General features: G+C 66.7%; 14 protein-coding genes. 13 read left to right on the top strand and 1 reads right to left on the bottom strand.

All coding sequences use genetic code 11. From position 1 onward, the window contains the following. Positions 1 to 226 precede the first annotated feature (226 nt). The 3 genes from EPN51_RS12445 to EPN51_RS12435 all read left to right on the top strand — a co-directional run bounded on the left by EPN51_RS12445 (position 227) and on the right by EPN51_RS12435 (position 3,193). Positions 227 to 1,549: a hypothetical protein gene (locus EPN51_RS12445; protein ID WP_293042682.1), complete on the top strand. Its 1,323-nt coding sequence runs from the start codon at positions 227 to 229 to the stop codon at positions 1,547 to 1,549. 70 nt (positions 1,550 to 1,619) lie between these two features. After that, the gene (locus tag EPN51_RS12440; protein WP_293042680.1) at positions 1,620 to 2,336 is read left to right on the top strand and encodes a hypothetical protein; all 717 of its coding nucleotides are present in this window, start codon (positions 1,620 to 1,622) and stop codon (positions 2,334 to 2,336) included. Next, positions 2,333 to 3,193 (top strand): LLM class F420-dependent oxidoreductase, encoded by an 861-nt coding sequence (locus EPN51_RS12435; protein WP_366509427.1) that lies wholly within the window; start codon positions 2,333 to 2,335, stop codon positions 3,191 to 3,193. Before EPN51_RS12440 ends, EPN51_RS12435 begins: the two co-directional genes overlap by 4 nt. Before the next feature lie 184 nt (positions 3,194 to 3,377). Here the strand turns inward: EPN51_RS12435 and EPN51_RS12430 are convergent, their stop codons facing one another. Then, a complete protein-coding gene (locus EPN51_RS12430) occupies positions 3,378 to 3,503 on the bottom strand; it encodes a hypothetical protein (protein ID WP_293042678.1) in 126 nt (41 codons plus the stop codon). 169 nt (positions 3,504 to 3,672) lie between these two features. On the opposite strand from EPN51_RS12430, the gene EPN51_RS12425 reads away from it, so the two are divergent. The 10 genes from EPN51_RS12425 to EPN51_RS12380 all read left to right on the top strand — a co-directional run bounded on the left by EPN51_RS12425 (position 3,673) and on the right by EPN51_RS12380 (position 12,491). After that, positions 3,673 to 4,764, top strand: a complete 1,092-nt coding sequence (locus EPN51_RS12425) for a homogentisate 1,2-dioxygenase (RefSeq protein ID WP_293042676.1) — start codon at positions 3,673 to 3,675, stop codon at positions 4,762 to 4,764. A 1-nt stretch (position 4,765) separates the two neighbouring features. Continuing rightward, the gene (locus tag EPN51_RS12420; RefSeq protein WP_293042674.1) at positions 4,766 to 5,962 is read left to right on the top strand and encodes an alpha/beta fold hydrolase; all 1,197 of its coding nucleotides are present in this window, start codon (positions 4,766 to 4,768) and stop codon (positions 5,960 to 5,962) included. A gap of 71 nt (positions 5,963 to 6,033) precedes the next feature. Beyond that, entirely contained in the window at positions 6,034 to 7,239 is a 1,206-nt protein-coding gene (locus EPN51_RS12415; RefSeq protein WP_293042745.1) for a CoA transferase, read from the top strand. A 60-nt stretch (positions 7,240 to 7,299) separates the two neighbouring features. Next, positions 7,300 to 8,184 (top strand): hydroxymethylglutaryl-CoA lyase, encoded by an 885-nt coding sequence (locus EPN51_RS12410; protein ID WP_293042742.1) that lies wholly within the window; start codon positions 7,300 to 7,302, stop codon positions 8,182 to 8,184. Next, positions 8,184 to 8,828 carry a TetR/AcrR family transcriptional regulator gene (locus EPN51_RS12405; protein WP_293042672.1) on the top strand — a complete coding sequence of 215 codons (645 nt, stop codon included), beginning with the start codon at positions 8,184 to 8,186 and terminating at the stop codon, positions 8,826 to 8,828. Before EPN51_RS12410 ends, EPN51_RS12405 begins: the two co-directional genes overlap by 1 nt. An 8-nt stretch (positions 8,829 to 8,836) precedes the next feature. Then, complete coding sequence (locus EPN51_RS12400; protein WP_293042670.1) at positions 8,837 to 10,075, top strand: acyl-CoA dehydrogenase family protein; 1,239 nt, start codon at positions 8,837 to 8,839, stop codon at positions 10,073 to 10,075. Then, positions 10,075 to 11,157, top strand: a complete 1,083-nt coding sequence (locus EPN51_RS12395; RefSeq protein ID WP_293042668.1) for a phosphotransferase family protein — start codon at positions 10,075 to 10,077, stop codon at positions 11,155 to 11,157. Before EPN51_RS12400 ends, EPN51_RS12395 begins: the two co-directional genes overlap by 1 nt. After that, positions 11,154 to 11,492, top strand: coding sequence for a DUF6285 domain-containing protein (locus EPN51_RS12390; RefSeq protein WP_293042665.1), 339 nt, complete (start codon positions 11,154 to 11,156; stop codon positions 11,490 to 11,492). The genes EPN51_RS12395 and EPN51_RS12390 overlap by 4 nt, the downstream gene beginning before the upstream one ends. 28 nt (positions 11,493 to 11,520) lie before the next feature. After that, a complete protein-coding gene (locus tag EPN51_RS12385) occupies positions 11,521 to 11,922 on the top strand; it encodes a nuclear transport factor 2 family protein (protein ID WP_293042663.1) in 402 nt (133 codons plus the stop codon). Between the two features lie 32 nt (positions 11,923 to 11,954). Beyond that, positions 11,955 to 12,491 carry a YceI family protein gene (locus tag EPN51_RS12380; protein WP_293042660.1) on the top strand — a complete coding sequence of 179 codons (537 nt, stop codon included), beginning with the start codon at positions 11,955 to 11,957 and terminating at the stop codon, positions 12,489 to 12,491. The last annotated feature ends 29 nt before the right edge of the window (positions 12,492 to 12,520 follow it).

The following is a 12,520-nucleotide window of genomic DNA, read 5'->3' as shown; positions in this document are numbered from 1 at the left end:
CGGCACCCCGGTTCTGAAAAACCTTGTTTCAGACATTTGTCGTCTGATAAATATAGTAACCGCGCAAGCACTGTCAACCAGCTCGTGGAACTCGCTCAGTTAGGCGGTCGGGCGATCCACACCCGTTGCAAATCGTGTCCGATCGCGTCGGCTCTGCGGCCCACCCCGGAATCGATCGCGATCGGGCCACCGGAGCGAGAGGGCGATAATGTCCGACCACACAGCTATGTTCACCGATCATGAGCTGACCGAGATGGCGCTGGCCCCCGGCGACCGTGCCGCCGCGGCCCTGGACCGCGGTGACGTCCAAGCCGCGCGTGATGTCGCCAAGAGCAATGTGAACAAGCACTTCGCCCTGCGTGACATCTACGTCCTATGGAACGCGCTGACGTTGGGTTACATCGACCGCGAGTTCGGCCCGGACGCATTGACCGAGGCGATTCCGGCTGCCCTGCACACCATCGTGCGACCGTGGGCGGAGTGGTTCCGCAACGGCGTCTCACGGGAGGCGGTGTCGTCGCTGGCGATGATGTTGCGGATGGACGCCGGGGAACTGACGGCATTCGAAGAGGACGACGACACCATCGTGTTGGTGGCGTCGGATTGGGCCGCTGCCCGCGCCGACGCGATCCCGGGTGCGAAGGATCTGCGGCTGGTCGCGGCCGCCGTCGAGCGGTTGTGCTGCGAATGGCTGGGCTATCCGCCGTTCGTGTTCGCCGCCGGCACCGGGACCGAGCCGCTACGCCTAACCATCCATAAGGATCCACTGGCCGTGCCGCCGTCGGAGTTCGACCGACTCGGTGTCGACCGTGACACGACTCGCATCGGCGCGGCGTTCGCGGTGGCGGGCGCGCGGCTGTTCGATGCCGACGAGCGCGAAGCGATGCGGCATCCGGCGCTGGCGCTGGCGTTGGACGCGATCGACCACGGTGACCCAGCGCTGGCCCGCCGGCACCTGGCGTTGTCGAAGACCGAGTGGTACCCAACGCATCATTTCTTCCGCGACCTGGTCACCGCGCTGACGGGCTGGATCTACACCACCCACGGTGTCGAGCACTGCTGGAAATCGGTCGAAGAGTGCTACAACCGCCCGGCGATGGGCGCGATGATGGCGCAGGTATCCGAGCTTTCGGTACGTGACCGGGTCGTTCTGCTGGCCGATCTGTTCCATCAACACGGCATGAAATACACCATCAGCGAATCGGCCGGCGGCGTGTCCCTGCACACCGCACCGTGCGGCAGTGGCGGACGGTTGATCGATGAAGGCGCCTACGCGGCACCAAAGAATCTGCCGATCGTGCAGGGCAAAGGGCTGGCCAGCTTCGGGCTGGATGAGATGCCCACCTACTGCATGCACTGCCCTGCCACCAACAAAATGGTCCTCGAGAACGGTGGCCCGTACTTTCTGCTCGTCGAGCCCGGTCTGCGCGACGGCCGGATCACCGGGCACTGCGATTTCCATGTCTTCCATTCCGAAGCCGATGTCCCCCAGTCGATGTACGACCGCGTCGGGGTGGCGCGGCCCCGGTCCCGCACAGGCACATCGTGACGATGCGATCAGCGAGCAGCCGCAACGAACACCCGATGATTTCTGACAACACAACAAGGAGCGACCGACCGTGAATATCGCCAATCAACGATGGATGGCGGCCTGCGGGTTCATCTCGATGATCATCCTGCTGATAGGGCTGTGGGTCATCGCCGGATTCGTTCCGCCGCCGTCACCGAACAACACCATGGAACAGACCGTGGCGATCTACGCCCAGAAGCAGGACAGGATTCGCGTCGGGCTGATTATCTCGCTCTACGGCGCGACCCTGCTCATGCCGTGGGCGGTGGTGATCTCCGAACAGATGCGCCGGATCGAGGGACCGTCGGCTCCGCTGTCACGGTTGCAGCTCGCGCTTGGCGTGATGCTGGTGATGGAGTTCCTGGTCGCGACAATCTTCTGGCTGGGTGCGGCGTTTCGACCGTTGCAATTTCCCGAGATCACGTGGCGGCTACATGATCTCGGCGGCATCATGTATGTCGGGCTGCCGGTCACGACGATGCTCGAGGCGACCGCCCTGGGCATCGTGATCCTGATGGACAAGCGTGAGAAGCCGGTTTTCCCGCGGTGGCTCGCCTATCTGAGCTTCTGGGCGGCGGCCAGCTTCACCTTCGGATCCTTGAACTACCTCACCCACACCGGACCGCTGGCCTACAACGGTCTGCTGGCATGGTGGCTGGGACTGACCGCGTTCACCCTCTGGATCGCCGCGGTCAGCTTCTGCCTGCTGCGCAACGCCATTCCCAACCAGATCCTCGAAGAACAAGCCGCAAACGTGAGCCAGTGATCGAACTGGGGAGCATCGGCGTGTGGAGCGCCGGTTTGCGCTTCGGTGACCGCGGCGAGGTCGGCGAGGCGGCCGCCGAGTTCGAGGAGCTTGGCTATGGTGCACTGTGGTTTCCCGGCTACGCGCACACCGGAACATTGGCGGTGGCCGCCGAATTGCTGGAGGCGACCACGTCGATCCCGGTCGCTACCGGCATCGTCAACATCTGGTTAGAGGATGCGGTAAGTGTGGCCGCCGACGACGCAACGCTCCGCGCCAAGTACCCGGGACGGTTCCTGCTCGGTATCGGAGTCAGTCACGCTGCGCTCATCGGCGCAGATTACGTCCATCCGTTGCAGGCGATGCGCGGCTATCTAGACGCACTCGATACCGCCAACTCCCCTGTTGCGGCGGGTGATCGCGTCATCGCCGCGCTCGGGCCCCGCATGCTGGAGCTGGCGCGCCAACGTTCGGCAGGTTCACACACCTATCTATCCTCACCGGAATGCACCCGCACGGCACGGGAGGCATTGGGGCCGGGCAAGCTGTTGGCCGTCGAACAGACCGTGGTGCTCGACTCCGACCCACGTCAGGCTCGCACGGCCGCGCGCGCTTTCCTAGCGCCCTATCTAGGTTTGCCCAATTACACCGGAAACCTCAAGCGCGCCAACGGCTTCACCGAAACCGATTTCGTCGACCGCGGCAGTGACCGTCTGGTGGATGCGGCAATCGCCTGGGGTGACGAGCAGGCCATCCGCCGTCGGGTATACGACCATCTCGAGGCCGGCGCCGACCATGTCTGCATCTACATCGCGTCGGAGGCCGAAGAGCTCTCGCGAGAAACACTGCGGAGACTGGCCCCGGCCGTGCTGAGTTGACACGAGAAGCCGGGCCCTGTGCGCGAATCCCACAGTCAAGCAGGCGTTCTCGGGGCGGCGTCACCAAGACACCGACACGCACGGCGACAACTTGCCAGCGCCCCAGCTCGGGCCGCGAGCAGGTCCGGGCAGCACCGCTGGCAGTAATACGAAGGCGAAACGGACGTTCACAGACGACCGGTTGTCATTCCGCGCAGAGGCTGTTCAGGCTTACCTCGACGGCGACGTCAATTTCGTCCAGATTGTCGATTTCTTGCCGCTGACCCGGCCGGCGCACGAAGAACCCGCAGGCGTGCAGCGCGAGCGCCATTACCAACGACAGTCGATGACCCTGGCTGTCGATTGGTTCGGGACACGGCGCATGATTGACGGATACGGCTGGGCGCGGTCTTGTGTTCGACCAGAACGAAAAGTAATGTTACTTTCAGTTTTGTCACCCTAATCGCCCACCGAACTGGTCTCCATCGGAGGAGCCGTCCATGGAATCCTTTGTGCACCTGCGGAAAGGGAAGACGCCACGCCGGCTTCATGCGGATCTTGACGGGCTCAAGGACGACGAGCTGGGTCGCGGCGGATTCACCGGCCGCACCGCCAACCTCTACCGCCGCCACGACCCCACCGCCTATCGCGCGGTCGGCCCGTTGCGACCCGTCGACGTGCTGGCCGGCGAGCTCAAGCCCACCGACGCCACCGCCGCCGATGGCGGGCCGCTGCTGATGTTCAGCAACGACGACTGCCGAATTCTGCTGAGCCGTCGTCAGGAGCCGATGCCGTTCTACGCGCGTCATGTCGACGGCGACCTGCTGTGCTTCGTCCACCAGGGCAGCGGCGTGGCCGAGACCGAGTTTGGGCCGCTGCGCTATCGGGAGGGTGACTGGCTGTACATCCCGAAGGCGTGCACCTGGCGCCAGCTGCCCGATAGCGCGACGACGATGCTGATGATCGAGGCCGGCGACGAGTTCCGGATACCGCCGCCCGGCGCGCTGGGCCGGCACTTCCCGTTCGACCCGTCGCAGGTCGTCATCCCCGAACCGGCCCCGGCCGACGACGAGTCCGAAAGCGAGTACGAGGTCCGGCTCATCCATGAAGGTGGCCCGACAACGCTCTTCTACCAACATAATCCGCTCGATGTCGAGGGCTGGCGCGGTGACAACTTCGCGTTCACGTTCAACATCGCCGACTACAACGTCGTCACCTCCGACAGCGTCCACCTGCCGCCAACCGTGCACCTGTTCATGCAAGCCACCGGCGTCTACGTGATGAACTTTCTGCCCAAGCCCGCCGAAGGCATCCCGGGCACCGAGCGCACACCGTGGTATCACCGCAACGTCGACTACGACGAGATCGCCTTCTTCCACGGCGGCTCGCTCTACGGCATCCCGATGCCACCCGGCCTGATTTCGCATGCGCCGCAAGGAGTTCACCACGGCGCACCGGAGAAGGCGCGCGAGCGGGCGCGCCGCAAGTTCGACGAGTACTCCCGCGTCGACTGGCAGGTGATCGCGATCGACACCCGGCGGCGGCTGAGCCCGTCGGCCGAGGTGCTGGCACACGACCTAGGACAACACTGACATGAGGACGGCTGTGAAACACGAATACGACCGAATCCCGTACCTCGTTGCGTTCCAGAACAATTCCGGTGTTCGGGACGTCTACGGCGGCCTGGCCGAGATCACGGTGCTGGAAAGCTACCTGCTCAAGCCGAAGGACAACCCGTCGGACACCGTGCTGGTGTTCATGCACCCGATCGGCGGCGGTGCCTACCTGCCGATGATCAATGCCCTGGCCCGGGCCGGTCATCACGTCATCTACTGCAACAGCCGCTTCCGCGGCACCGACTCGGCGCTGCTGATGGAGAAGGTGGTCGAGGATCTCGGCGAATGCATCAACGACGCCAAGAAGCGGCTGGGCTACTCCAAGGTGGTGCTCGCCGGATGGAGCGGCGGCGGTTCGCTGTCGGTGTTCTACCAGCAGCAGGCGCAGAATCCGACCATCACATCCAGCCCGACGGGCGACGGCCCCGACCTGACCAAACTCGACCTGCCCGCCGCCGACGGCATCATGCTGCTCGCCGCGCACATCAGTCGGCACGGCACGCTGACCGAATGGCTGGACGCGTCGATCCTCGACGAATCCGACCCCACCAAGCGCGATCCCGAGCTGGACCTCTACAACCCGGGTAACCCGAACCAGCCGCCCTACAGTCAGGAATTCCTGGCCCGGTACCGCCAGGCACAGATCGCCCGCAACCGCCGCATCACCGCGTGGGTCAAAGACAAGTTGGCCGAGTTGAAATCGTCGGGGCGCCCCGACGCAGATGTTGCCGAGTTCGGGTTCGTCGTACACGGCACCATGGCCGACCCGCGCTGGCTGGATCCGGCCGTCGATCCCAACGAACGCACCCCCGGGACGTGCTACCTGGGGGATCCTCAAGTGGTGAACATGAGCCCCGTCGGGTTGGCCCGGTTCTCCACGTTGCGCGGCTGGCTCTCGCAGTGGAGTTACGACGATGCCCGAGGCGACGCGGTCTCCTGCGGGCCCGATATCGCGATCCCGGCGCTGGTTATCGGTAATCTGGCCGACGACGCCTGCACGCCCAGCCACACCCGACGCCTTTTTCAAGCGATCGGGCACCCCGATAAGGAGATGCACGAAATCCCTGGCGCCACACACTATTACGCGGGACCCGACCAGCGCGACGCGCTACGGTCGGCCGTCACCATCGTCACCGACTGGCTGGTCCGGCACGACTTCGCGGGGACTGCATGACGTCCGCCGGCGACGATGCGGAGCGCAGCGATGAGGTGGGGGCACCTGGCGCTTGCGGGGGAGAGCGGCGCATCGACGTAGCCGGCCCCCTCGACGGCGTCCGGGTGCTCGAACTCGGCACGTTGATCGCCGGCCCGTTCACCGGCCGGCTGCTGGGCGACATGGGCGCCGACGTCATCAAGGTGGAACTGCCCAAGGCCCCGGACCCGCTGCGCACCTGGGGCCAGGCCGAAGTCGATGGACAGCACGTCTTCTGGACGGTGCACGCGCGCAACAAACGGGCCATCACCCTCGACCTGCGCCACCCCCGGGGCCGCGAACTGTTCTGCGATCTCGTCGAGAAATCCGACGTCGTGGTGGAGAACTTCCGACCCGGCACCCTGGAGAAATGGAACCTGGGCTACGACGTGCTCAGTGAACGCAATCCGGGCATCATCCTGGTTCGGGTGTCGGGCTACGGACAGACCGGGCCCGACGCGTCCAAGGCCGGATATGCCTCGGTCGCCGAGGCGGCCAGCGGACTGCGACACCTCAACGGTTTTCCCGGCGGCCCGCCGCCCCGGCTGGCGCTCTCGCTCGGTGACAGCCTGGCCGGCATGTTCGGCGCCCACGGCGCGCTGGCCGCGCTGTACCGCCGCAGCATCACCGGGCGCGGCCAGGTGGTCGACGTCGCACTCACCGAATCCTGTTTGGCCGTCCAGGAATCCACGATTCCGGACTACGACGTCGCCGGGGTGGTACGCGGCCCGTCGGGCACCCGGCTCGAGGGCATCGCCCCGTCCAACATCTACCGCAGCGCCGACGGCTCGTGGGTGGTGATCGCCGCCAATCAGGACACCGTGTTCGCCCGGCTGTGCAAGGCGATGGGACGCCCGGAGCTGGCCACCGACGACCGGTTCGCCACGCACGTCGCACGCGGCCGCAACCAGGACGAACTCGACAACATCATCGGCTGCTGGGCCGCGGAACGCCGGCCCGGCGAGATCATCGAAACCCTTTCGGCCGCAGGGGTGATCGCCGGGCCGATCAACACGGTCGCCGAGGTCGTCAACGACCCGCAGCTGCGGGCCCGCGACATGTTGATCGAGCACTTCGACGAACGGCTGCAGCGCAATGTCCTCGGGCCCGGCATCGTGCCGGTGCTTTCGGAATCGCCGGGCCGCCTGCGCAACGCCGGTCCCGCCCGCCCGGGCGAGCACAACGACGACGTCTACGTCGGGTTGCTGGGCAAGACCGCCGAGGAACTCGAGCAGCTGCGGGCCCAGGAGGTGCTATGAACGCACCGGCGACGATGCGAAGCGAAGCGATGAGGAGGAGCGGTGCCATCGACTAAGCACGTGACGATCCGTGAGGTGGCCCTGCGCGACGGCCTGCAGATCGAGTCGCCAATCCCGTTGTCTGCCAAGCTCGACCTGTTGGCGGCGGTGGCGGCCACCGGGGTCCGCGAGGTGGAGGCCACCGCGTTCGTCTCCCCCACCAAGGTGCCGTCGATGGCCGACGCGGCCGAGCTCGCCGCCCATCTACACGACTACCCCGACATCGAATTCTCCGCTCTGGTCGCCAGTCCCAACGGGGCCAAGCGGGCCGTCGCCGCAGGGCTGCGCTCGATCGAGTACGTGGTGGCGGCCGACGACACGTTCAGCCAGGCCAACGTCGGGCGCACCAGCGCCGAAGCCACCGAGGCGATCGGCGATATCGTCACCATCGCCCACGACAGCAACGTCACCGTAGAAGTCGTCATCGCCACCGCATGGGATTCACCGTTCGAAGGCCCCACTCCGCCGCAGCGGGTGCTCGACATCGCCGCGGCCGCGCGCGACCGCGGCGCCGACCGCCTGTCGATCGCCGACACGATCGGCACCACGACCCCGGGCCGCGTGAGTTCGCTGATCGCACAACTGCTTCCGGTGATCGGGGGCATGCCGCTGGGCGGTCACTTCCACAACACGCGCGGCTCCGGGCTGGCCAGCGCATACGCGGCGGTCAGCTCCGGGGTGACCCGGCTGGACGCTTCGGTGGGCGGGCTGGGCGGGTGCCCGTTCGCGCCGGGCGCCACGGGCAACATCGCCACCGAGGATCTGGTGTACCTACTACGCGACAGCGGTATCGACGTGGACGTCGACCTGCGGGCCGCCATCGGCGCGGCCGGCGTGGCGAAGTCATTGGTGGGCCACGATCTGCCGAGCGCCCTGTTGCGCGCCGGCGACCGGATGCGGAACTGATGTCCGCCCCCCAGGCGGCGCGCGCGCTGACCGCCAAAGGCCGCCAGACCAGGCAGGCCATCGAGCAGGCGGCCCGTAAGCTGTTCGCCGAACGGGGCTTTCACGGCACCACGTTGGCCGACATCACGTCGGCCGCGGGGAAATCGCCGGCGGTGTTCTACCGGTACTTCGCGGACAAGGAAGACCTGCTGGCCGCGCTCGCGGAATCGTTCCTGCACGAGGTGGTGGCACCGTCGGGTTTGAGCGTACGCCTGCCGGATTCCCCCGACGACGACGCCTTCTTCACCTCGGTCGTCACCGGCTACTGGAACATGTTCAAGCAGAACATCGGCATCATGATCGCCGTGGCCCAGCTGGCCGCCACCCAGCAGCGCTTCGCCGCCGTGCAGAACGAATTCCGGCGCTTCGGCATGGATCTCGTGGCGGCCTCGGTGCGCCGCGCCCAGGAGCAGGGTTACGGTGTCGAGCTGCACCCCCGGCACACCGCGGCGGCCATCGCGTTGCTGTTCGAGAACTTCACCACCGTCTTCGTCGGGCCGTCCGGCCCCACCGGGTTGGGTGTGGACATCAGCGACGACGACGCCATCGCGACCTTGTCGACGGTCTGGCAAAAAACCTTGTACGGCAGCCTAACAAGATCTTAGGAGGAGACGTGGATTTCACCCTGCCCGAGCACCTTCCGGGTGTGCTCGCCGAGATGGACGAGTTCATCGAAGCGGAGATCAAACCGCTGGAACGCGAGAACATCCAGTATTTCGACCAGCGTCGCGAGCATGCGCGCACCGATTGGGACAACGACGGCATCCCGACCCGCGAGTGGGAGGACCTCCTCGCCGAGATGCGCAGGCGCGCCGACAAGGCGGGCTGGCTGCGCTACGGATTGCCGGCCGCACTGGGTGGCCGCGACGGCACCAACGTCGACATGGCCGTCATTCGGGAACACCTGGCGCACAAGGGCCTCGGCCTGCACAACGACCTGCAGAACGAGTCGTCGATCGTGGGGAACTTCCCCCAGGTGATCATGATGGAGCGCTTCGGCACCGATGAGCAACGCCGGGTGTGGTCGGAAGCGTTGATCACCGGGGAGCGTTCGATGGCGTTCGGGCTGACCGAGCCGAAGCACGGTTCGGATGCCACCTGGCTGGAAACACACGCCGAACGCGACGGTGACAGCTGGGTGATCAACGGCTCCAAGCGGTTCAACACCGGCGTGCACCGCGCCACCCACGATCTGGTCTTCGCGCGAACCTCCGGTGAGCCCGGGGGCGCCCGCGGCATCACCGCGTTTCTGGTGCCGACCGATACACCCGGATTCAACGTTCCCTACTACTGGTGGACGTTCAACATGCCCACCGACCACGGCGAGGTCGAGCTGACCGACGTCCGGGTGCCCGCCGATGCGGTGCTCGGCGAGGTGGATCGCGGGCTGGAGGTGGCGCAAACCTTCTTGCACGAGAACAGGATTCGGCAGGCCGCCAGCAGCCTGGGCGCCGCACAGTACTGCATCGACCGTGCCGCCGAATACGCCGGCGGCCGTACGGTGTTCGGCAAGCCGCTGTCGGTCAACCAGGCCGTGCAGTGGCCGCTGGCCGAGTTGGCGACCGAAGCACAGATGGTGCGCCTGCTGGTCGCCTACGCCGCCTGGCATTTGGACCGCGACCACCACATGGAGGTCTCCGACAAGGTGTCGATGGCGAACTACCGCGCCAACCGGCTGGTCTGCGACGCCGCCGACCGGGCCATGCAAATCTTCGGGGGCCTCGGCTACAGCCGGCACGAGCCGTTCGAGCACATCTACCGCCACCACCGTCGTTACCGGATCACCGAGGGCGCCGAAGAGATCCAGATTCGCCGGGTGGCGCAGCGGCTGTTCAAATTCGGCCGAAAGTGATGCACGGCGATGAGTCGGCCGCGCTGGCCACCAGCCTCGCCGGGGTGCTCACGGTGGCCAACGGCGCCGACACGGCCGTCGAGAAGCTGCGCGCTCTGACCGGCGGCGCGAGCAGAACCACCTGGGCGTTCGAGGCCGTCACCGGCGGGCAGCGCCGCTCGCTGATCTTGCGCACCGGCCCACCCGACGATGTGCATGCCGGCATGGAACTCGAGGCTCGGGCGCAGGCCGCCGCCGCGGCCGCCGGCGCACCGGTCCCCCACGTCCTGATCGCCGACGATTCGCCTGTCGCACTGGGCAATCCGTTTCTGATCTGCGATGAGATCAAGGGTGAGACCATCGTGCGGCGCATCCAACGTCAGCTCGACGGCGCTGACGGGCACGCGAACCGCGCCCGATTGCTACAGCAGTGCGCGCAGGCGGTGGCCGCGATTCACCGCGCCGACCCACACGATCCCGGGCTGGCGCACGAGGACCAACTCGACGAATGGCGCCGGCGCCTCGACGACATGGGTGATACCACCGCCACCTTCGAATGGGGGTTTCGCTGGCTGGCCGCCCGCCGGCCCGAACCGACGCCGGCGGTGTTGGTGCACGGCGACTTCCGGATGGGCAACCTCATCGTCGACGGATCCGACCTTGCCGCGGTACTGGATTGGGAGCTGGTGCACGTCGGCCAGGCGTATGAAGATCTGGCGTGGTTCTGCATCCGGGCGTGGCGATTCGGCGCCCCGGCCAGCCTGAGCGCGGGCGGCCTCGGCAGCATCGAGAGCTTTCTGCGGGCCTACGAGCAAGCCAGCGCGACTACCGTCGACCGGGTGGCGTTTCACTGGTGGCTGGTGCTGGCGACGCTGCGCTGGGGTGTCATCTGCCGATTCCAGGCGGAACGGCATCTGAGCGGCCAGAACCGCTCGGTCGAGCTGGCCACGATCGGTCGGCGCGTCTGCGAGACCGAGTGGGACCTGCTCAACCTGCTCGAAGGGCCCGGTGACGATGCGCGCCGCACGGCGGCGCGAGGTGGGGGCACCCCCAGCCGCGCAGCGGCGCGAGGAGGAGGCGGGCGATCGGGGCTGGCGCGGTGAGCGGCGTGTACGGCCGCCCGCTGGCGGCCGAACTCGTGGCCGCGGTGGCCGAATTCCTGGAAACCGATGTGCGGGCGGCGACCGACGGTCAGGTCAACTTCCACGCCAGGGTGGCCGCCAACGCGCTGCGCATCGTCGAGCGCGAACTGCTCGACGAGAGCGAGGCCGAATCCCGTGCCGCGCTGGCCGGCTTGGGTGTCGCCGACGAGGAACAGCTTGCGGCCGCGATCCGAGCCGGTGAGATGGACGGGCGGGCGGCTGACGTCACGGCCTGCCTGCGAACCCTGGTGCGACGCCGGCTGGCTGTCGCCCACCCCGGGTACGACAGCGAATAGCCCGGCGATCACGGAGGAGCCAAGTGCCATGCCCGCTTCCAGCGCAGAGACGATCCTCGACGCGGCCAACCGCCTGTTCACGGCGATCGAGCGCAGCGACGTCGCGGCGGTCGACGCGATGTGGAGCGACGGCATCGCGGTGTGGCGCGTCGGCTCGCGCCGCGACGACGACAAGGCTCGCGCGATGCGGGTCATCGAGTGGTTCATCGGCGCGACCACGCAGCGTCGCTACGAAATTCTCGACCGGCAGTTCTTCGATGACGGGTCGGCTCAGGGCTTCGTCCAGCAGCACGTCTTGCACGCCACCGGCCATGCCGGGCAATCGATCTCACTGCGGGTCTGCATCGTGATCAGGGTGGGCAGCCACGGTCTGATCGAGCGCATCGACGAATATTTCGACCCCGCCGGGATCGCGCCGTTGATCGATTGAGGCTAGATTCGCCACGATAGATGGGGGTGACGATGACGACTTTGGAGACACTGCTTCACGATCCCGACATGGCCGGCGTGTGGGAGCTGGTTCCGGATCGCTCGGCCATCACGTTCAAGGTCCGCAACATGTGGGGGCTGGTGAACGTCAAGGGCCGCTTCACCGACTTCACCGGCGACGGCCAACTGACCGGCAAGGGAGCGGTTTTCGGGCGCGTCGACATCCGGGCCGCGTCGCTGGACACCGGGATCGGCCGGCGCGACAAACACCTGCGTTCGGCCGACTTCTTCGACGTCGACCGCTTCGGGGAGATCAGCGTGGTCGTCACCGCGCTGCACCCGACGAAGGGCAAGGCCGCCGACGTTCGGGCCACCGTCACCATCAAGGGCATCACCGCAGAACTGCCGCTGCCCGTCACGATCTCCGAGCTCGACGACGGCTCGATCCGGATCACCGGCGAATCCACGCTCGATCGAGCCCGTTTCGACCTGGGTTGGAACCGGCTCGGCATGATGAGCTCGACGGTGACCGCGGCGGCGGAGGCCATCTTTGTGCGCGCATCGCAGTGAGATTCTGCGGGCACCCCGATGAACTCGCA

Source organism: Mycobacterium sp., from assembly GCF_004298145.1.
GTDB lineage: Bacteria > Actinomycetota > Actinomycetes > Mycobacteriales > Mycobacteriaceae > Mycobacterium.
Note: the sequence above shows the minus strand (reverse complement) of the source record. Positions and strands in the feature narration are given on the sequence as shown.

What these genes read in the sequence shown, in the direction of transcription:
- EPN51_RS12425 (WP_293042676.1), top strand. Translation starts at nt 3,673, where the DNA reads ATGGAATCCTTTGTGCACCTGCGGAAAGGGAAGACGCCACGCCGGCTT.
- EPN51_RS12405 (WP_293042672.1), top strand. Translation starts at nt 8,184, where the DNA reads ATGTCCGCCCCCCAGGCGGCGCGCGCGCTGACCGCCAAAGGCCGCCAG.
- EPN51_RS12380 (WP_293042660.1), top strand. Translation starts at nt 11,955, where the DNA reads ATGACGACTTTGGAGACACTGCTTCACGATCCCGACATGGCCGGCGTG.
- EPN51_RS12445 (WP_293042682.1), top strand. Translation starts at nt 227, where the DNA reads ATGTTCACCGATCATGAGCTGACCGAGATGGCGCTGGCCCCCGGCGAC.
- EPN51_RS12430 (WP_293042678.1), bottom strand. Translation starts at nt 3,503, where the DNA reads ATGGCGCTCGCGCTGCACGCCTGCGGGTTCTTCGTGCGCCGGCCGGGT.
- EPN51_RS12385 (WP_293042663.1), top strand. Translation starts at nt 11,521, where the DNA reads ATGCCCGCTTCCAGCGCAGAGACGATCCTCGACGCGGCCAACCGCCTG.
- EPN51_RS12395 (WP_293042668.1), top strand. Translation starts at nt 10,075, where the DNA reads ATGCACGGCGATGAGTCGGCCGCGCTGGCCACCAGCCTCGCCGGGGTG.
- EPN51_RS12420 (WP_293042674.1), top strand. Translation starts at nt 4,766, where the DNA reads ATGAGGACGGCTGTGAAACACGAATACGACCGAATCCCGTACCTCGTT.